Source organism: Acinetobacter baretiae (assembly GCF_015627105.1).
GTDB lineage: Bacteria > Pseudomonadota > Gammaproteobacteria > Pseudomonadales > Moraxellaceae > Acinetobacter > Acinetobacter baretiae.
Genome location: NZ_VTDM01000001.1, coordinates 161460 through 181624, shown reverse-complemented (window position 1 = coordinate 181624; position 20165 = coordinate 161460). Strand labels below are relative to the sequence as shown.

The 20165-nt window shown below is 38.1% G+C and carries 17 protein-coding genes; 9 read left to right on the top strand and 8 right to left on the bottom strand.

Annotation, left to right across the window (positions count from 1 at the left end; all coding sequences use genetic code 11):
• The first annotated feature begins 102 nt into the window (after window positions 1-102).
• Together I2F17_RS00780 and I2F17_RS00775 are read left to right on the top strand one after the other, a co-directional pair.
• Complete coding sequence (locus I2F17_RS00780) at window positions 103-783, top strand: hypothetical protein (protein WP_211138846.1); 681 nt, start codon at window positions 103-105, stop codon at window positions 781-783.
• 69 nt (window positions 784-852) lie between these two features.
• On the top strand, window positions 853-1353 hold the full coding sequence (locus I2F17_RS00775; RefSeq protein ID WP_235985881.1) for a hypothetical protein: 501 nt from the start codon (window positions 853-855) through the stop codon (window positions 1351-1353).
• 81 nt (window positions 1354-1434) lie between these two features.
• Here I2F17_RS00775 and adeC read toward each other — a convergent pair whose 3' ends face one another.
• From adeC to sdsA, 6 genes are all read right to left on the bottom strand, one after another.
• Window positions 1435-2892 (bottom strand): AdeC/AdeK/OprM family multidrug efflux complex outer membrane factor, encoded by a 1458-nt coding sequence (gene adeC / locus I2F17_RS00770; RefSeq protein ID WP_196423291.1) that lies wholly within the window; start codon window positions 2890-2892, stop codon window positions 1435-1437.
• The gene (locus I2F17_RS00765; protein WP_211138844.1) at window positions 2892-6068 is read right to left on the bottom strand and encodes an efflux RND transporter permease subunit; all 3177 of its coding nucleotides are present in this window, start codon (window positions 6066-6068) and stop codon (window positions 2892-2894) included. The genes adeC and I2F17_RS00765 overlap by 1 nt, the downstream gene beginning before the upstream one ends.
• 13 nt (window positions 6069-6081) lie before the next feature.
• On the bottom strand, window positions 6082-7344 hold the full coding sequence (locus tag I2F17_RS00760; RefSeq protein ID WP_211138843.1) for an efflux RND transporter periplasmic adaptor subunit: 1263 nt from the start codon (window positions 7342-7344) through the stop codon (window positions 6082-6084).
• Window positions 7341-7988, bottom strand: a complete 648-nt coding sequence (locus I2F17_RS00755; RefSeq protein ID WP_211138842.1) for a phosphatase PAP2 family protein — start codon at window positions 7986-7988, stop codon at window positions 7341-7343. The genes I2F17_RS00760 and I2F17_RS00755 overlap by 4 nt, the downstream gene beginning before the upstream one ends.
• 136 nt (window positions 7989-8124) lie before the next feature.
• A complete protein-coding gene (locus I2F17_RS00750) occupies window positions 8125-10185 on the bottom strand; it encodes a site-specific recombinase (RefSeq protein WP_213014394.1) in 2061 nt (686 codons plus the stop codon).
• Between the two features lie 10 nt (window positions 10186-10195).
• Complete coding sequence (sdsA, locus tag I2F17_RS00745; protein ID WP_196423288.1) at window positions 10196-11173, bottom strand: All-trans-nonaprenyl-diphosphate synthase; 978 nt, start codon at window positions 11171-11173, stop codon at window positions 10196-10198.
• Between the two features lie 499 nt (window positions 11174-11672).
• On the opposite strand from sdsA, the gene rplU reads away from it, so the two are divergent.
• From rplU to I2F17_RS00710, 7 genes are all read left to right on the top strand, one after another.
• Entirely contained in the window at window positions 11673-11984 is a 312-nt protein-coding gene (gene rplU / locus I2F17_RS00740) for a 50S ribosomal protein L21 (RefSeq protein ID WP_196423287.1), read from the top strand.
• A gap of 18 nt (window positions 11985-12002) precedes the next feature.
• Window positions 12003-12260, top strand: a complete 258-nt coding sequence (gene rpmA, locus I2F17_RS00735) for a 50S ribosomal protein L27 (protein ID WP_211138841.1) — start codon at window positions 12003-12005, stop codon at window positions 12258-12260.
• Between the two features lie 228 nt (window positions 12261-12488).
• Window positions 12489-13148: an outer membrane lipoprotein chaperone LolA gene (lolA, locus tag I2F17_RS00730; protein WP_235985123.1), complete on the top strand. Its 660-nt coding sequence runs from the start codon at window positions 12489-12491 to the stop codon at window positions 13146-13148.
• Between the two features lie 97 nt (window positions 13149-13245).
• The gene (locus I2F17_RS00725; protein ID WP_211138840.1) at window positions 13246-14001 is read left to right on the top strand and encodes an RsiV family protein; all 756 of its coding nucleotides are present in this window, start codon (window positions 13246-13248) and stop codon (window positions 13999-14001) included.
• Between the two features lie 129 nt (window positions 14002-14130).
• Complete coding sequence (serS, locus tag I2F17_RS00720) at window positions 14131-15402, top strand: serine--tRNA ligase (protein ID WP_211138839.1); 1272 nt, start codon at window positions 14131-14133, stop codon at window positions 15400-15402.
• 49 nt (window positions 15403-15451) lie between these two features.
• Window positions 15452-16825 carry a siroheme synthase CysG gene (cysG, locus tag I2F17_RS00715; RefSeq protein ID WP_211138838.1) on the top strand — a complete coding sequence of 458 codons (1374 nt, stop codon included), beginning with the start codon at window positions 15452-15454 and terminating at the stop codon, window positions 16823-16825.
• 28 nt (window positions 16826-16853) lie between these two features.
• Window positions 16854-17327: a tRNA (cytidine(34)-2'-O)-methyltransferase gene (locus I2F17_RS00710; protein WP_196423282.1), complete on the top strand. Its 474-nt coding sequence runs from the start codon at window positions 16854-16856 to the stop codon at window positions 17325-17327.
• Between the two features lie 36 nt (window positions 17328-17363).
• Here I2F17_RS00710 and I2F17_RS00705 read toward each other — a convergent pair whose 3' ends face one another.
• Together I2F17_RS00705 and I2F17_RS00700 are read right to left on the bottom strand one after the other, a co-directional pair.
• Window positions 17364-18755, bottom strand: a complete 1392-nt coding sequence (locus I2F17_RS00705) for an APC family permease (protein WP_196423281.1) — start codon at window positions 18753-18755, stop codon at window positions 17364-17366.
• Window positions 18756-18983: 228 nt separating this feature from the next.
• On the bottom strand, window positions 18984-20165 hold the full coding sequence (locus tag I2F17_RS00700) for an iron-containing alcohol dehydrogenase (RefSeq protein ID WP_211138837.1): 1182 nt from the start codon (window positions 20163-20165) through the stop codon (window positions 18984-18986).

Below are 20165 nucleotides of genomic sequence, written 5' to 3'. Positions count from 1 at the left end.
GCAAAAAAATAATGCTTGGCAGAGCATGTATATTGACAATATCGGTAACAGGGCGTGAAATAACGTGCTAGTGTATATAAAAATTTTTTGGTTTTTGAATTTATGTCTTATGCTGTATATTTAAAGGTTGAAACACAGACGTATCAGCGTTTTATTGCGCTTCAACAACAATTAAACTCAGGCGCAAAGCAAAAACTTGCGCATGATTTGGGTGATATTTTGGCCGATGTGTCTATACAAATCGTACAGCAAGTATTTATTGATTTACTCGAACAACAAAAAACGCGTTTAACCAAGCCTGAAAGTCATAAAGTTGCGGAAGACTCTGAAAAAGTAATTGCTCATGTATTAACCACACTAAGAAAATACTTGCCGTGGTCTATTGCATTATTAAGTAATGAACGCTTGCAACCTTTAGTGAATTATTTTACGACAATGATTCGACAAGAAGGAGAAAATATTTATGTACGCTATGATGTAGATGATACTTTAATCAATAAAACATTACAGGTCATTGGACACGTTCGAGAAGGGAATAAACCTGCAATTGCAGATGCATTTGTATGTTTAAATAAAATTATTGATGTAGGCGTAACGCAACTGATTCGTGAACCTAAAGACATACTTAAGTTTAATTTTGTTGTTAATAAAACTTTAAATGGGGTCATTCAAGTTGCAACAAATATGGCGTATAAGCGTTTAGCATCACTTGGTCAAGAGGTGGAGTTAGCGTCTGCACCATATTATTTAGATCACTTTTTAAAATTTTTACATTCCAAGTAAATCATCACTTAAACTATGACATTAAATATTAAGTATCTGCCTGCATATAGTTATAGAGAACAACATTGCATGAAGATGAAAGCATCTCCTGAACAGGCGATGAATGCTATTCTTAACTATAAGACAAATGATGATTGTTTTTTTCGGTGTGCTATTGCTCTAAGAGAATTACCATATCGAATTTATAAGTTTTTCTGTAAAGAAAAATCAAAATTAGCGCCTTTTAGCCTTGATCATTTCACTTTATTGGACATAAAAGATAAGCAAGAAGTGATTTTTGGTTTGGTCGGACAGCTTTGGAAATGGAATTATGGGCAAGTCAGAATTACAGATCGTTTATCATTTTTAGATTTTCGTCAAAAAAATCATGTTAAGCTCACTTTATATTTTTCTATTCAGAAAATAAATGACGTGTATGTGAGGGTGACTACAGAAACTCGTGTGTTGTGTATAGATCAAACTGCTTTAGTGAAATTCAGACCTCACTGGTATTTAATACGACCTGTCAGTGGTTGGATTAGATATCGTATGCTGTTGCAAATTCAGAAAAATATATTTAAAAGTATTTAGCGTAACTGTTATATAAAAATTTAATTTTTGTGGTGAGTTAAAGTGATAAAAAATGCCCAATTAATTGGGCATTTTTTTACATTATTGTGATTTTTGAATGTCTGCACTTGCAGCTTGATGTACCAATTGGTCGGTAGTGTACATTTTCACACCACCACCAAGTGTTTTGTAGAGTTCAACTTGATTATTTAATGCAGATTGTTCCAATGCCAATAATGATTTTTGTGCATTATAAGCATCTTTTTGGGCACTGAGAACGGTTAAATAACCATCAATTCCTGCACGGTAGCGTGCATTTGACAATGCATAGGTTCGGTTAGTTGCATTCACTAAGTTGTTTTGTGCTTGTAGTCTTTCACCAATATTTTGCTTGGTTGCAAGAGCATCACTCACTTCTCTAAACGCTGTTTGAATGCTTTTTTCATAGCTGGCTAAAGCAATCTCTTGATTGATTTTTGCAATTTTGATATTTGCTTTACGTGTACCCCAATCAAAGATTGGAATGTTTAATGATGGTGCAACTGACCAAATAAATGAACCTGATTTAAACAAGTCTGATAGATCTGTAGAGGCAAGACCTGCACTGCTCGTTAAACTAATGTTCGGGTAGAGTTGTGCTTTGGCTGCGCCAATATTTGCACCCATTGCACTTAAACTATAAGCCGCTTGTTGTAAATCAGGACGATTTGTCAGCAAGTCACTACTCAAACCTGTTGAAAATACATTTTCTTTGGTCACTTGTTTAATATTGGTACTTGGCAATAGTTGTTTAGGTACACTTTGACCAACGAGTAAGTTCAGTGCATTACTGGCTTGCATCATTTGAGTTTTATAATTACCCACATCTGCACGTGCTGTTTCTACAGAAATTTCTGCTTGACGTAATGGAACCTCACTATCAATACCCACATCAAAACGTTTTTTATTGAGCTGATATGCTTCAAGTTGAGTTTTTAGTGTGTCTTCTGCAAGTTTCAAATTAGCACTTGCGTAAGAGTAGTTGAGCCATGCCTCAGACACACTACTAATTAAACTAATTTGCGTGGCATCTTTTGTACTTTGTAGCGCTAAGTAGTTATCTAAAGCTGCATCTTTAAGACTTTTGACACGACCCCAAAAATCTAATTCGTAAGAGGTGACAGCCAAGCCCACAGAGTAGACGCTGATAGGGTTATAACCTGTATCTGCACTTTGAACGCGATTAAAGGTAGTACTACCGTTTAGTGTGGGTAGGCGGTTATTTTCAGTAATTCGATACTGTGCTTGCGCTTTTTCAATATTGAGTACAGCGGTACGTAAATCACGATTATTATTGAGTGCAAGATCAATGACTTGAATTAGACGAGCATCTGAAAAAAAGTCTTTATAGCCTTGTTCTGCAATCGATTTGCCTTGTGCTTGATTTGAGGAAGCATAGTTTGCAGGAATATCTGCTTTCACGGCAGGTTCTGGCCCACGCATGCTTTGGCAGGCAGCCAAAGCAATTGCGAGCGTAGATACTGCAAGACTACGACCTGTAATAGACCATATATTTTGCATTACGAATTATGCTCCTGAGAAGGTGTTGTTTTTGGTTTATATTTAAAAATGCTACGTACCCACACGAAGAATACAGGAATGAAGAAAATACCCAGTAAGCATGAGCTAATTACACCACCAAGTGCAGCATATCCGACAGAGTGTTGACTTCCTGCACCAGCACCACTAGAGATGGCTAAAGGTAAAATACCTAAACCAAAAGCGAGAGTGGTCATAATAATTGGACGTAAACGCATTTTAGCAGCGTGTAGAGTGGCATCAAATAATTCTTCTCCTTTTTCTTGGAGCTCTTTTGCAAACTCTACAATAAGGATCGCATTTTTTGCCGATAAACCAATGACCGAAATAATACCGACCTGAAAGTAAATATTATTCACAAGGTTTGGATTTTTGAGTACATAAAACCCAAAGAATGTTAAAGAGACTGCACCAATAATACCAATTGGAATAACGAGTAATACTGAAAATGGAATAGACCAGCTTTCATATATGGCTGCAAGGCAAAGGAAAATAATCAAGATAGATAGTCCGTATACATAAATACCTTGTCCACTTGAATCTTTTTCTTCTAAAGATAAACCTGTCCATTCATAAGAGAATCCTGTCATCCCCATTTCTGGAAGCTTTTGCATAATGTCTTGCATTGCTTGCATTGCTTCACCCGAGCTGACACCCGGTGCAGGACCACCTTGTAGTCCCATTGCAGATGAACTGTTATAGCGAATTAAGCTTGGTGAGCCGTAAGACCAATAACCTGTAGTAAATGCAGAGAAAGGAACCATACTGCCAACGTTGTTACGCACATACCATTTATTTAAATCTTCAGGTTGCATGCGAGATGACGATTCACCTTGTAAGTACACTTTCTTGATACGGCCTTGATCAAGGAAGTCATTCACATAACTACCGCCCCAAGCGACACTCATTGCACTATTAATATCAGCAATACTTACACCTAAGCTACCTGCTTTAGATTTATCGATATTGATCTGATACTGGGCAGTGTCTTCCATACCATTAGGTCTGATATTTCCAATACGCTTATCTTGAGATGCAAGGCCTAGTATTGTATTACGTGCTGCAACGAGTTTTGCATGACCATTATTACCAACATCCTTTAACATAAAGTCAAAGCCAGCACTTGTACCAAGCTCAGGCATTGCAGGAAGTTGTAATGGGAAAATCAAAGATGCATCTTTTACTATGCCATTGAGGGCCATAGCACGACCTGTAACTGCTCCAATTTGTACGTCTGGAGATTTTCGGTCTTTCCAATCTTTGAGTTTAACGAAAGCGAGACCTTGGTTTTGGCCTTGTCCTGTAAATGAAAATCCTGATACTGTAAACACAGACTCAACTGCATTTTTTTCTTGATGCGTGAAGTATTGTTCAATCTCATCTAATGCTTTACCTGTACGTTCTAAACTTGCATTCGGTGGTAGCTGTACTAAGGTCATAATGACCCCTTGGTCTTCATCGGGTAAGAATGAGTTTGGCAGTGATTTAACCAATAGACCTAAAACAGCAACTATAGCAATGTAGAAAATACCAGACAATAGACGATGATGCGTCATACGGTTCACACCGTTTTGATATTTTTGTGAAATACGTTCAAAACTGTGGTTAAACCATCTAAAAAACTTAGCAACAATTGATTGACTTTCAGGTTTATCTTTTTCGTGTTGCTTTAAAATGGTTGCACATAGTGCAGGTGTAAATGTTAACGCAACGATCAATGACAAGACCATCGCTGTCACAAGTGTAATAGAAAATTGGCGATAAATTACCCCTGTTGTGCCTGTGAAAAATGCCATAGGTACAAACACGGCCGTTAATACGGTAGTAATACCAACCAATGCCCCTGAAATTTGGGTCATGGAGTTTTCAGTTGCCGTGACAGGGTCTAAGTGCTCTTCGACCATGATCCGTTCTACGTTTTCCACGACAACAATCGCATCATCGACCAATAGACCAATAGCTAACACCATGGCAAACATGGTTAATGTATTGATAGAGAAGCCTAATGTACCAATCACCGCAAAAGTACCTAATACAACAACGGGTACTGCAAGTGTTGGAATAATAGTTGCACGCCAGTTTTGTAAGAACAAGAACATGACAATAAAGACTAAAATGACCGCTTCAACCAAGGTACGTGCCACATTTTCAATCGAAATTTTAATAAATGGCGTACTGTCAAAAGCGATATCATCTTTTAAGCCAGCAGGGTAGTTCGGACGAAGTTGTTCGAGCGCTTTTTCAATATTTTTTGAAGTATCTAAAGCATTGGCACCTGTTGATAAGCGAAGTGCAATACCTGCAGCTGGTTTACCATTAAATTTACTATCATATGCATAGTCAGAAGAACCAAGCTCTACTTTAGCGACATCACTTAAATGAACAATTGCACCGCCATTATTTTTTAAAATAATGTTTTTAAATTGTTCAGGCGTTTGCAATAAGCTTTGTGCATTGACTGTTGCATTAATAATTTGACCCGGAACAGAAGGTGCTCCACCAATTTGACCAACACCCACCTGTGCATTTTGCGCTTGAATGGCGGCTGAAATATCACTTGGTGTGAGTTGATAGCTATTGAGTTTTGCTGGATCTAGCCAAATACGCATCGAGTAAGATCCACCAAATACTTGGACTTCACCGACACCACTGACACGGCTTAAAGTATCAAAGATGTGACTATTGACGTAATCTTTAATGAATGCGCCATCAAGAGAATTATCTGGAGAGTAAAAGGAAAGTACTTGTAAGAAACTGGCACCAGACTTCTTAACTGTAATCCCTTGGCGTTGTACGACATCGGGTAATGAAGATGTTGCTGTTTGCAGTTTGTTCTGTACTTGAACTTGTGCAATATCAGGGTTAACACCTTGATTAAAGTTAACTTCAATGCTCACAGCACCTGTGGCGGAACTGGTTGAGCTAATATAACGTAAGCCATCTAACCCATTCATCTGTTGTTCAATGACTTGGGTGACGGTATTTTCGATGGTTTCTGCAGATGCACCAGGGTAGACAGCACTAATGGAAATCTTTGGTGGCGCAATGGTTGGATATTGCGAAATAGGCATTCTGAGCAAAGAAATGATCCCTGCAAGCATAATGACTAAAGCAATCACCCATGCAAAAATGGGGCGGTGAATAAAGAATCGAGCCATTGTATCCTATCCTTTAAACGGTTGATTTTTGTTGTTGAGTACTTGGCTCGCTCGCTGTACTACTCGTTTTTGCCGCATCATTTGGTTTGTTTGCTGCTGCAGGAGCTGGTGTATGGCTTTGATATGGTTTTGTATTAACTTCCATACCTTCTTTCACTTTAGCCACACCATCTACAATCACACGATCACCATTGGTTAGACCTTTAGTAATAATCCAATTTTGCCCTTGCGTACCATTGGTTTCAACAATACGAGACTCAATCACGCCTTTTTGATTGACAACCAGTGCTGCTGCTTGGCCAGAAGGCAAACGAGATACAGCCATTTGTGGAATCAAAAATGCATTAGGTACAACACCTTGTACAATTTCTGCTTGTGAATACATACCAGGTAAGAGTAGGTGTTTAGGGTTTGGAAATACTGCACGTAAAGTAACAGTCCCTGTTTGCTCATTTACACTAGCATCTGAAAAGGCTAAATTGCCTTCATTTTGATAGTACGTACCATCTTCGAGTTTTAAGCGAACTTTGGTATTGTTGCTACGATCAATCGTACCTTGGCTTAAACTTTGGCGTAAACGTAATAAATCACTACTTGATTGATTAATGTCTACATAAATTGGATCAAGTTGACGAATCGTAGTCATTGCATTGGTTTGCCCCGCAGTGACTAAAGCACCGACAGTGACATTAGATTGGCTAGATTGGCCAGAAATAGGTGCACGAATGGTTGAATAGCCTAGATCAATTTCGCTGTTACTCACTTGCGCTTGAGATGCCGCAACTTGTGCTTTAGCAACATTGACTTGACCTGTTAAGTCATCGAAATCTTGTTTTGCAATGGCATTGCTTGCAAGTAATTGTTGATAGCGACGTAATTTGGTTTCTAAAGCGAGAAGATTGGCTTTTTGTTGCATTAAACTTGCTTTAGCATTTTCTACAGTTGCATTGTTACTGCGAGAATCTAGCTCATAGAGTGCTTGACCTTCACGAACATAGCTACCTTCGGTAAATAAGCGACGTAAAACAATACCACTGGTTTGTGGTCTAATCTCAGCTACTTGATATGCTGTGGTACGCCCCGACAATACAATTGACTGTGCAATACCTTGTGCTTGTGCTGTGATTACACCAACTTCGGGTTTAGGCGCTTGTTGGTTACCTCCTCCTGCGGCATTGTTTTGACTCGATTCATTTTTACCACAACCTACTAATGTTAGGCTGAGTGCTAAAGCACATATGCTTAGCGCTGGTGCTAAAAATTTAGCTGACCTCATGATTTCACCTCTATTTTTAACTTTGATTTTTCACCACAATGGGGCATATACTTTTTCTGATAAAACAAGTAAAGCAAACTTACCCAAATAAAACCGATACCCCAACCAGCGAGTACATCTGATGGATAATGCACTCCTAAGTAAACACGAGAAACCCCCATGAACAGAGGCCAGAAGAAAACTAAAAATAACAATATTTTAGCACTCTTTTTTTGTGAGTCTTTACAGATAAATAGTGCAATAAAGCTTGCTAGAACAGCTGCATATAGGCTATGAGCACTCGGGAAAGATGCACCATAACTTTGAACCAGATGTTCTATTATTTGAGGCCGACCACGATCTACCACATACTTCAGTGACCATCCTATAAAAATAGAACCCACACTGCTTAGTAATAAGTAAATAGTTTGAGTGAACCTCTTTTTTCGTATAAACCAAACAAAATAAGCAAATACAACAAAAATGAAAGCAGGCATACCCCCAAGTTTAGAAAGAAGTATGCTGAAATCATTTAAAAACGTAGAGCGGTATTGTGTGATTAGAAGAAGTAGGTTGTTATCTAGTGTATGCAGATTTATATTTAGGAGCATATAGATGCCGCAAGATAAACACAAAAACCCTAAAATCAATACGTAATACGCCATGTATTACACCTATTATCAGTTGTTTGTATATGATTATTTTAAAGTGTACTCGTGAGTACACTTTTTTTCAAGTTGTAAGCTCTATCACAAATTATTTTTTGAAATCTTACCTGTTAAAATATAACCTAAAATAAAATCAATGTTCTTTATTTTGTGTTTGATTTACGTCAATTTTAGACATATTTTGGCGCTTAGGTGGCCAAAAAAAGTCGCTTGGTCGATTAATAAAATGGGTAATTACCAATTTTGCAAGTGGTTTCCATTGTTCAAAACGTACACGCCTAGAGCGAAGCGCAACAATAATTGTCAAAGTGAAACTGACGAATAAGTTTGTAATCCCAATGAGCATAACGCCTAAAATTGAAACTAAAATTAATCCAAGGTCGGGTGAACCATTAATACTGATGAGTCCTTGAATTAAATTGGCAGATGCAAAAGCAATATGACGAATGTCTAATGGGAGACCTAAGATAAAACCAATCGTACTCATGCTGCCTAGCATGAAGCCAAAAATAAAATTCCCTGAAATAGCACCTAAATTGCGTTCAATATAGTTGGCAAAACGATCTAATCGTTCTTGACCCAAAATTTTATTTAAACCTTGATGATGTTTAAGGCGTGGCCCAATACGTCTGTAAATTGCCATATTATCAAAATAACCAGCAATCAAACCTGATAAAAATAAACAGACGCCAGCAATCGCTGCGTGTGGTACTGCTAAAGAGGTAAATGGGTCTAGTGCATGTAATAATGAAACTGCTTTTGCATTGGTGAGTAATTTTTCATCAAAAATAAAAGGCCATATACAGGTTATTAACGCAGCAACGGGTATAGCAATTGAAATGTTACCTAAAATTGCAATGAACTGTGTACGAATAATATTGACAATAAGATTGGCAAGTTCTGCAAGTTGTGCTGTTTTTGAACGTTTTTTATGCTGTACTGTCGATGCTAAAGCTGCTGCGGTCATTGCAGGTTGTTTGGTTGCAACAGTAAAGTGAAGAACATGAATAAGTACAAAACCTAAACTATAATTTAAGCTATAAGAAATGGCATGAAAAAGCGGTGCTAAAGACAGTCTTGCTGTGAGAATTTTAATCACAGACATGATTGCAATAATTGAACCTGCACCCGCGGCTGCTCGATACATCGCAAAAAAGCCTTTTTTGTCTGTACTTACATAAGTTTCACCAGTTTTACTTGCATTTTCAGTGACTTGTAAGGCAAGTAGCTCACTGTTTGCCGACAAAAGTGCCCCCACACGTTTTTCACTGTGGTTGGCTTTGACAAGGTCATACAACAAATCTCGAATGGCTGTATGTCTGACTGTAGGTTTTTCATCTAAAATTCGAATTAAAGACTCAATACGTTCTAAACTTTGTTCAAGTACGGTCAATAAATAGGTTAAATTTAAACTTACGCCAATACGTTTTGTTGCACGTCGAATATTACTGACTACACCTTGGCATTGCTCGAGCATCACAAAAACTTGTGAAGAATCTACAGGTGTACAAACACTGACCTGATATCTACGTTCGATGCAGTATCTATATTGTTCAATAAGCTCAATAATTTCACGATTTTGTGCTAAGAATGGCGATTCATGTTCATTGATTTTCGGATCTGCATAAATCAGCTCAGGAAACAAACCAATTCCGCTCACACGATAACTTAAAACATTTATTGCTTTTAAAATACTTTCTTCAATATGCGTATTTATTGGAGTCGGTTGTTCGTGTTCATCAAGTAGAAGTAATAACGTGTGCCAATCTGACATTTCAATTAATTCAAGCCAATATTTATCTGTTTTTAAATAAAACACTTGGCTGATTAAATATTTTAATTCGCTAGGGTCAGAGACAGGTGGCAGTACGTGTGACATCATACGTTGACCAAGCTGATTCCAAAAACCATCGAGCGACAAAATCCCACTATTTGTATATAAGTTAGTTTGCTTGTATTTAGAAATGAGTTTAATTAAATAGGTGCGAAACAGTATAGGGCGTTGCGCATCGGTTGATAAGAAGTGAATGAAGCCAAGCACATTTTTTTTCACTTCTTGAATGTTTTTGGGTGATTTAGGGCGGATGATCTCAATGAGCTGAATGAGTGCCTGCTCATGAATAGATTCTGGCTGTTCAAGCTGTAGTTGAATACTACTAAATACTTGGGTTAATGACTTTTTAATTTTTCTCATAGGCAGATTCTTATTGAATACGATTTAAAGCAAGGTGCGCTAAGTTAAGTAATGCTTGGCGTGCTTGAGTGTCTGGTAAAATATCGAGTGCATGAATGGCAGCTTGAGTTTCTTCATGTGCACGTGTACGGCAATAATCTAATGCACCGCTGGCGTGTACCACTTCAATGACTTGGTCTAAATCATCTAAACCACCTGTAGCAATGCTTTTATAAATCATATCGTGTGCGGTGCCATGTGTATTTTTTAAAGCAGTAATGAGTGGTAAAGTCGGTTTACCTTCCATTAAGTCATCACCAATATTTTTTCCTAAGGTATCTTTGTCTGACGTGTAGTCTAAAATATCATCAATAATTTGAAAAGCATTACCAAAATGGCCTGCATATTGTTTTAATGCATTTCGGTATTCAGGTTTGCCTGCAAGCATTGCAGCACCTTCTGTTGCCAGTTGAAATAAACGAGACGTTTTACCGTAGATAATGTCTAAATACATGCTTTCTGTGGTTTCGGGCTGATGTTGTGCTTGTAGTTGCAACACTTCACCTTCTGCAATCTCACATGTTCCTGTTGAAAATTCTTTAAGCAATGGCATGTGATTTAAGTCGACCAATAAGTCAAATGAACGTGCAATTAAGAAGTCTCCAACCAAGACGGCTGTTTGATTGTTCCATGTTGCATTGGCTGTTGGTCTACCTCGGCGTAAGTTAGATTCATCTACAACGTCATCATGCACTAAAGTTGCTGTGTGCAACATTTCAATGACAGCAGCCAATTTTTGTGTTTGTGTTAAATCAGTTTGACCGCAGGCTTGGGCGGCAAGCAAGCACATGATGGGGCGCATACGCTTACCACCAGCTTCAACGACATGCTTACTGACAGACATGACGAGGGCTACTTTGGAGCTGATCCCTTCATTAATAAACTGATCCATTGCAGCAAAATCTGTGGCAACTGGCGAAAGAATATCTTGCTGGAAGTCGATGGCCATACAATAAAAAACCTTTGTTCGTTGATGAAGATAATTGATGTTGAGTTGGCCAAAGTGCAAGATGATCAACCCAAGGGTATTTGGCTGTGTGTCACTTTAGGCATGTTGTTATACCATAAAAATGCATCATTCGAGAGGTGAATACTTGCATTAGCATGTGTACTGTCATAATTTTACTCAAATTTCTATAAAAGCAAACATTGATTTTTGTGATCTGGTATGCAAAAAATATGAAATACTCAGTGCATGTACTTTTTTGAGGGTTATGTGAGGTGTCTAAAATTAGATGTACTTTGTTTAAATTAGCAGCATCGTTTTTATGTATTTTAGATGATCTTTAACCTTATATGAGAGTATATGAAAAAAAAGTGATCTGCTCTTGTTGTTTTGATGATTTTTTCATACAATATTCCACCTTTATATACCCCCAGTGGCGGGCGTTTTAAGATCGATATATTCCTTTATCGGCACGACGACACGGGCAATGTTGGAGTACATTATGTACGCAGTAATCCAAAGCGGTGGTAAACAGCACCGTGTGGTTGAAGGCGAAACGCTTAAAGTTGAGCTTTTAAAAGTTGAAACTGGTTCTACGATTGCATTTGACGATGTCTTAATGCTTGTAAATGGTGACAACATTCAAATTGGTGCTCCAGTAGTCGCTGGCGCTAAAGTAACTGCAGAAGTGGTTAGCCATGGCCGTCACGACAAAATTCGTATTGTTAAAATGCGTCGTCGTAAGCACTATCGTAAGCAACAAGGTCACCGTCAATGGTTTACCGAGTTGAAAATTACTGCTATTTCAGGCTAATCACGAGGAGTAATAGACATGGCTCATAAAAAAGCTGGTGGTTCGACACGAAATGGTCGTGACTCAAACCCAAAAATGTTAGGTGTTAAAGCTTACGGTGGTCAAACGATCACTGCAGGTACAATTATTGTTCGTCAGCGTGGTACTGAGTTCCATGCAGGCGCAAACGTAGGCATGGGACGTGACCATACTTTATTCGCTACTACTGATGGTGTAGTGAAGTTTGAAGTAAAAGGCCAGTTCGGACGCCGTTATGTGAAAATTGAAGCTGCTTAATTGCTTCTAACACATTAAAAAAGCACGCATTAGCGTGCTTTTTTTGACATATTATTTCATTCATGCTTTGTTCATAAACCATAAAAAAAGCACACTTTAAGCATATAACAACACAAAAGAGTATCTTTTCAATACATTTTTCACTACTGCATTTGCTTGATTATCCTTACAATAGTTTGTGTATAAAAGCGAGATTTAATGATGAGTATGAATATTAAAACAACTGTAATGAGCATGGTGGTCTTTTTTTCTTTTGGCATGACATCTGTGGTCAATGCAGCACCGACAGCAACAGATCAACAAGCCACACAAGCACTAGTCCGTCAATTAACGGGGTTGCGTAGTTTTAGTGCTGATTTTGAACAAACAACAAAAGCAAATATAAAAAGTAATGCACCTAAAAAAGCAGTATCAGCACAGCATCTGAATCAAAAATTTACAGGTGTGATGAAAGTTGAACGCCCAGGAAAATTTTACTGGGAAACTATGGCACCGTCTAAACAGATTATTGTGACAAGTGGCAAAACTATTTGGATTTATGATCCAGATTTACAACAGGTTGTACGTCAAACGGTGAGTGATCAGGTTGCAAATACACCTGCATTACTTTTATCTGGCAATACTGCACAAATTATGCAGTCTTATACCGTTTCTCAGCCCGATGTGAGCAAAAGTTATTACACACTTATCCCTAAAAATACAGAAGGTAGTTTTCAAGATTTGAGTATTGGTTTTGCAAAAGACGGTACACCGAATGTCATGATTTTAAATGATGCATTGGGTCAAACAACAACCATTAACTTTAATCGTGTGATTAAAAATACTAAAATTACACCGTCTACATTTAATTTTGTACCACCAAAAGGTACAGATATTATTGATCAATAAATTGTGATATAGGTGATCGCCAAGATACATTTTTACTATGTGCATAACATATAAGTCCTTTGTATAGTAGTTGAAAATGTATTTAAGGTGATGTTGTATGCAATTTTTGAACTCTAAACGCAACCTGATGTTGAGTCTGGCCTGTGGCGTGATTTTTATATCTGGTTGTCAAAAACAAAATACAGAACAAGAAGCAACAAAAACAGCGTCAGCACCAGCAGAAAAAGTAGCATTACCTGCAGTGTCTGCAAAGACAGTCAGTGTGGCTTTGCCACAGAAGGTATATTGTGAGTCTGATGAATGTACGGCTTATAGCATAGAGAGTGTTGACACCAATTTACCTTGGGTGAATGAGTATTTTGCACAACGGTTGAAAAAAGATGCTCCACTTGCTTTTGCAAAATCACCGCATGTCGTTGCTAAGGAGACCAGTGAAAGTGATATTAACCAAAGTAATTATAGTGTTAGGTTTATCGCTCAAAATTATCATCTGATTACTTTTGTTTTAGAAAGTGATAGCTATTCTGCAGGTGCTGCGCATGGGATGTATCATAAAGAGTATGTGATTTTTGATCTTAATACTCAAAAACGTGTCACGATGTCTGATCTTTATTCAACCGATCAACAAATGAAAGTATATCAGGCATTGTACAGTGCCAATGAGCCATGGTTAAAAGAACATGGCATAGAGGCAGGAAAACTAGAGCCGACGGATAATTTTTATTACGGTCAAGATGGTCTTGTTTTTGTGTATCCACTGTACGAGTTGGCTTCTTATGCTGAAGGAATGACAGAGCTCACTTTGCCATATGTCGATGCCAAGACGTTGATTAATCCTCAATATTTACCGTAAGTGTTTATCTTTACTGCGCTGACTTGGTGAAAAGTATTCACTAAGTCACGAAGTTGTATAATCTGATTGTATTTTTGGCAGGGAAACGCTTACACTATAAGGAGTTTTTTTCATGTAATCAGACTAATTATGATTGACCCAAAGCAACTTAGAAATAATATTGAGGCTGTAAATTTAGCACTCGCAAAACGTGGTGTTCAACTAAACGTAGATGAATGGGCTGAGCTAGAATCTCGCCGTAAAACATTGCAATCAAAAACTGAAAGTTTGCAAGCTGAGCGTAATAGTGGTGCAAAACAAGTTGGGCAAATTAAGAAGTCTGGTGGTGATGCGTCCGAAATTATGGCACGTATGCAAGCCATTGCAGATGAAATTAAAGCAGCTGAAATCGAATTATCTGAATTACAAGCAACTTTAGAAGATAAATTATTAGCGATTCCAAATTTACCAGATGCGTCTGTACCTGAAGGTAAAAGTGAAGCAGATAATCTTGAAGTATCACGTTGGGGAACACCTCGCCATTTTGACTTTGACGTTAAAGATCACACCGATCTTGGTGAAATGATGGGGGGATTAGAGTTTGAAACAGCAACTAAACTGACGGGTTCGAGATTTAGTGTACTTAAAGGTCCGTTAGCAAGATTACAGCGTGCTCTCACACAATTTATGCTCGATACTCATACTTTAAAAAATGGCTATACCGAAGCTTATGTCCCATATATGGTAAATGCAGATAGTTTACGTGGTACAGGGCAATTGCCTAAGTTTGAAGAAGATCTGTTTAAACTTAAAGGGGATAAAGAATACTATCTTATTCCTACAGCAGAAGTACCGATTACTAACTTTGTGCGTGATGAAATTATAGATGCACAACGTTTACCACTCAAATATGCAGCACATACGCCGTGTTTTCGTAGTGAGGCAGGTTCTTATGGCCGTGATACTCGTGGCCTTATTCGTCAACATCAGTTTGATAAAGTAGAAATGATTCAAATTGTTAAAGCTGAAGATTCGATGCAGGCTTTAGAAGATTTGACCTCACATGCTGAGGGTATTTTACAAGCATTGGCATTACCTTACCGTAAAGTGTTGCTGTGTGGGGGTGATATTGGTTTTAGTGCATTAAAAACCTATGACTTAGAGGTGTGGGTGCCGAGCCAAAATACTTATCGTGAAATTTCAAGCTGCTCAAATACGGGTGACTTTCAGGCACGTCGTATGAAAGCAAGATATCGTACAGAGCAAAAGAAAACTGAATTTGTACATACTTTGAATGGTTCAGGACTGGCAGTTGGTCGTGCGTTGTTAGCAATTATGGAAAACTATCAAAGAGCAGATGGCTCGATTGAGGTTCCTGAGGTATTGCGTCCATATATGGGTGGTACATCTTATATTGATTAACAAGATCAAGCGTTATTGTCTAGCCAATTGCCAGATTTAAGGGGTTAATGTGGATATTTTTCCCATTTCATTAAAATTGAAACAACAAATTTGCTTGATTGTTGGCGGTGGCGGTATTGCTTATCGTAAAGCATTTTTATTAAACAAAGCAGGTGCAATTATTCATATTGTTGCACCTGAAGTGTCAGCAGATCTAGAAGCACTTGTTGTGCAAGGAAAAGGGCAAATCTTCAAACGCTACTTTTCAGAAACAGATCTTGATTTGCCGTACAAATTAGTGATTGCAGCCACAGACAATGCTCAGGTAAACCAATCGGTCTTTGAGTATTGCGAATCACGTAATTTATTAGTCAATAGTGTCGATGATATTCCACACTGTCGTTTTATGGTTCCAGCGATTGTCGATCGTTCGCCTTTAGTGATTTCTATTGCCTCAAATGGTACATCGCCTGTATTGTCTCGGCAAATTAGAACACAACTTGAGACCATGATTCCGCATGGAATGGGAAAGTTGGCTGAATTCTCTGGAGCGTGGCGTACACGTGTAAAAGCCAAGATTCCTAGTCCGGAAGAACGCCGTATTTTTTGGGAAAATCTATATGCAGGTTCACTTAAAGAGCATGTGTTTAATGATCAGCTAGAAAAAGCACAAGCGATCATGCATGATGCTTTAGAAGCATGGCAAACCCCTCAAGGTGAAGTTTATTTGGTTGGAGCAGGCCCTGGTGACCCAGAGCTTTTAACGCTAAAAGCTTTACGTCTAATGCAACAATCAGATGTTGTTATTTATGATCGTTTAGTGTCTGCTGCAGTTTTAGAGTTGTGTCGCCGTGATGCAGATAAAATCTATGTTGGAAAATCACGCTCGAATCATAGTGTACCACAAGAGGGAATTAACCAACTTTTGATACAGTATGCTAAAGAAGGTAAACGTGTTTGTCGTTTAAAAGGTGGCGATCCGTTTATTTTTGGTCGTGGTGGTGAAGAAATTCAGGAACTTTTTACTGAAAACATTTCTTTTCAAGTGGTACCAGGTATTACCGCAGCATCTGGGTGTGCTGCTTATGCAGGCATTCCTCTAACGCATAGAGATTATGCCCAAAGCGTCCGATTTTTAACAGGTCATTTAAAAGAAGGTTCACCAGATTTACCATGGCAAGAGTTGGTGTACGAAAACCAAACGTTAGTGATTTATATGGGTTTGGTGGGTTTGAGTACCATTTGTAAGCAATTAATTGCACATGGTCAACGTGAAAATATGCCTGTTGCTTTGATTTCTAAAGGAACGACACCAGAGCAAAAAGTGGTGATTGGAACTTTAAGCTGTATTGTTTCTAAAGTACATGAACACGATATTCAAGCACCGACATTAACGATTATTGGAGATGTTGTTCAACTGAGAGAGCAATTGCAGTGGCAATAACACCATCGAAAAAAGTAAGGAATTTTACGTGATACATGTTGTTTTATTTGAGCCTGAAATTCCAAGTAATACAGGAAATATTATTCGTTTGTGTGCAAATACCGGTGCGCAGTTACACTTAATTCGACCTTTAGGTTTTGAGTTGGATGATAAAAAACTCAAAAGAGCAGGTTTGGATTATCATGAATATGCACGTATGAAGTTGTGGGATAATATTGAGGAATGTGTACTGTATTTAAAACAACACGGTGTTGAACATATTTTTCCATTAACCACAAAAGGTCATGCAACACCACATACAGTGGATTTAAACCGGCCTATTGCTTTACTTATGGGCCCTGAAACTCGAGGATTGCCTGAACCAGTCCGTCTTATGTTTCCAAGTGAGCAATGGATTAAGCTACCTATGGCAGAAAACTCTCGCAGTTTAAATTTGTCGAATGCAACGGCTGTGATTGTATATGAAGCATGGCGACAACAAGGGTTTAGACCGCTTATTTAAGCAAAAAAAACCAGCGAAGCATCGCTGGTTTTTTATTTAATCATTTTTATATTGTGGAGGTGGAATTTTAAAGCCTTTGGTTTTGTAACCTAAAAATAGAACCCCTGCAATTGCCCATACAATCCCCCATTTCAAAGCAACATGGTCGATTTGTAGCCACAATGCACCTACAGCAATGAAGCCAAGCATAGGAATAACAACAAAATTAAAGATATCTTTTGGTGTTTTGGTTCGGCTTTCACGTAAAGCATATTGTGAAATCACAGACAAATTAACAAAACTAAATGCCGTAAGTGCCCCAAAACTGATGAGCGATACCACATGATCTAAGTCTGTAAATCCTGCTGATAATGCAATAATACCCACTAAAATAATATTAAACTTGGGTACAGCATTTTTTTCACTAATATGTCCGAAGTATTTTTTGTTAAAAACACCATCACGACCCATTACATACATCAGGCGAGAGACACCTGCATGTGCAGAAATGCCCGAAGCCATGACCGTAATGATCGCAAAACCTAACACGATGGATTTGAACAATTCACCACCGACAATTCTTAAAATATCAGGTTGAGTTGCGTTTACATCGGAAAAGTATCGGCTTGGGTTGCCAGGAAAGTAAAGTTGCATAAAGTAGGTTGCAACAATAAAGATTACGCCAGAAATCAATGCAGTTAAGAAAATTGCACGAGGTAATACTTTATCTGTATCTTTTGTTTCTTCAGCTAAAGAGCTAAGTGCGTCAAACCCTGTAAATGAAAAACATAAAATGGTTGCACCTGTAATCAAAGCACCTACTTTTACTTCATCACTAAATAATGGCTTGGTTGACCACAAAGTGGCATCATGTGCTTGACTCATACCCAATGCATTAAGTGCAGTATCACCTATAGATAAATGTTTTATAATTAAGATGGTGAATACAGTAATGACAATGAGCTGAAAAAATACGATCAGGCCATTAAAGTTTGCAACAAACTTGATCCCTCTTAAATTGACCCAAGTCATAAATGCAGTTAGACCAATGACCCAAACCCAGTGATTGACGTTTGGAAAAATGTCTGTTAGATAAATCACAGCCAATAAAATATTGACCATTGGGCTGAGAATGTAGTCAAGTAAAGATGACCATCCAACCATGAAGCCTGCATTAGGATGAATTGAGCGCTGCACATAAGTATAAGCAGAGCCTGATGATGGGTAACGTCTAATCATATGACCGTAACTTAAAGCGGTAAAAAGTACGGCTAAAAGTGCAAAGAAGTATGACGTAGGCACATGTTGGAAACTCGCTTCAGATACCATACCAAATGTATCAAAGAGGGTCATTGGTTGGATATAAGCTAAACCAATAATAATAATGTGCCCAAGCAGAAGGGTTTTTTGCAGTGAAGCTGCCGGTTGAGTCCCAGATGTATTAGTCAACGGCGGTATCCTCGTAATGTGATCAAGTAAAGACCAGTTCAATATTTTAAGGATCGTTTAGGACGAACGATCCCCCCGATTTTAATTTAAGCGGGCGATTCTATAGCAACTCACTTATTTATGTAAGAAAAAAATACTTGTTGTTAACAATTTTATGAGTATGTATTTTTCGTTGTATTTAAAAAAGCCCGATGTTTAATATATCAGGCTTTACTTAATTTAAAATCTTTACCATGCTTTTTCGAGAATATTTTTTAAATCTTCTCGAGTTGCTTCTTTAGGATTATAAATGATTGAACCATCATTCATCGCTTTATCTATAATTTCATCAAATTGTGATGCTAAGACTTGGCGTGTTTCTCTCAGAGTGCGTGGTAAGTGGGTAAGTTCAAATAATTGATCTCTTAAATCTAAAATGGTACGAATAGTTTTTTCTGCACGTTGTTCAGCAGGTGTCAAAGCATAAGTCTCAGCACCTGCAATATACAATAACAGCTCTGCGACCTTATGATGATTAACCGAAAGATTGTATTCTAAAACGTAAGGTAAAAAAACGTTCATACAAATACCATGAGGGATCTTTGCCACTGCACCAAGAGCATGCCCTAGAGAATGAACTAGGCCTACCATGGAATTAGAAAAGGCAATGCCAGCCATGGTAGATGCTTGTGCAATTTCTAAACGTTTTTGTGAGTCAAGGGGTGACTCTAAAACCTGTAATAGGTTTTGAGTAATTTTTTGCATGGCTGCAGTGGCATAAGCATCACTCATAGGGTTAGATGCTAAACCTGTATATGCTTCAATCGCATGTGTTAGTGCGTCGATGGCAGTCATGGCCGTAATATTAGTGGGTAAAGTCAGCGTCATACGAGGGTCTAAAATGGCTGCATTTGGCATTAAGTATTGAGATGCAATCGCGACTTTAGTATTGCTTTTATGGTCAGAAATCACAGCAACCATCGTCGCTTCTGAGCCAGTACCCGATGTGGTTGGAATCACAAATAATGGTTTGAGCGGTTGTGTAAGGTGGTGAGCACCTGCATATTGTAATATATCGTTACCACCTTCACTGACTAAGGTATTGACGGCTTTAGCGGTATCAATGACTGAACCACCACCAATTGCTAAAATGGCATCACACTGATGGTCGCGGTAGAGTTGAGTTGCTTGTTTTACGGTGTCTACACTTGAGTCAGGTGGTACGTTATCAAAGATCGCTGAAATAGATGTATTGGCGCTACTACAAATGCTTTCAATGGGTTGTAATAGTTTATTATGGCGAACCCCTTGATCTGTAATAATCATAGGACGCTTTACATTCAGCAGATGAAGCTCAAAAGGGATATTTTCAAGTGCAGCATGACCTGCAATCATTTTTACAGGGCAGAAAAATTCGTAATAATTAGACAT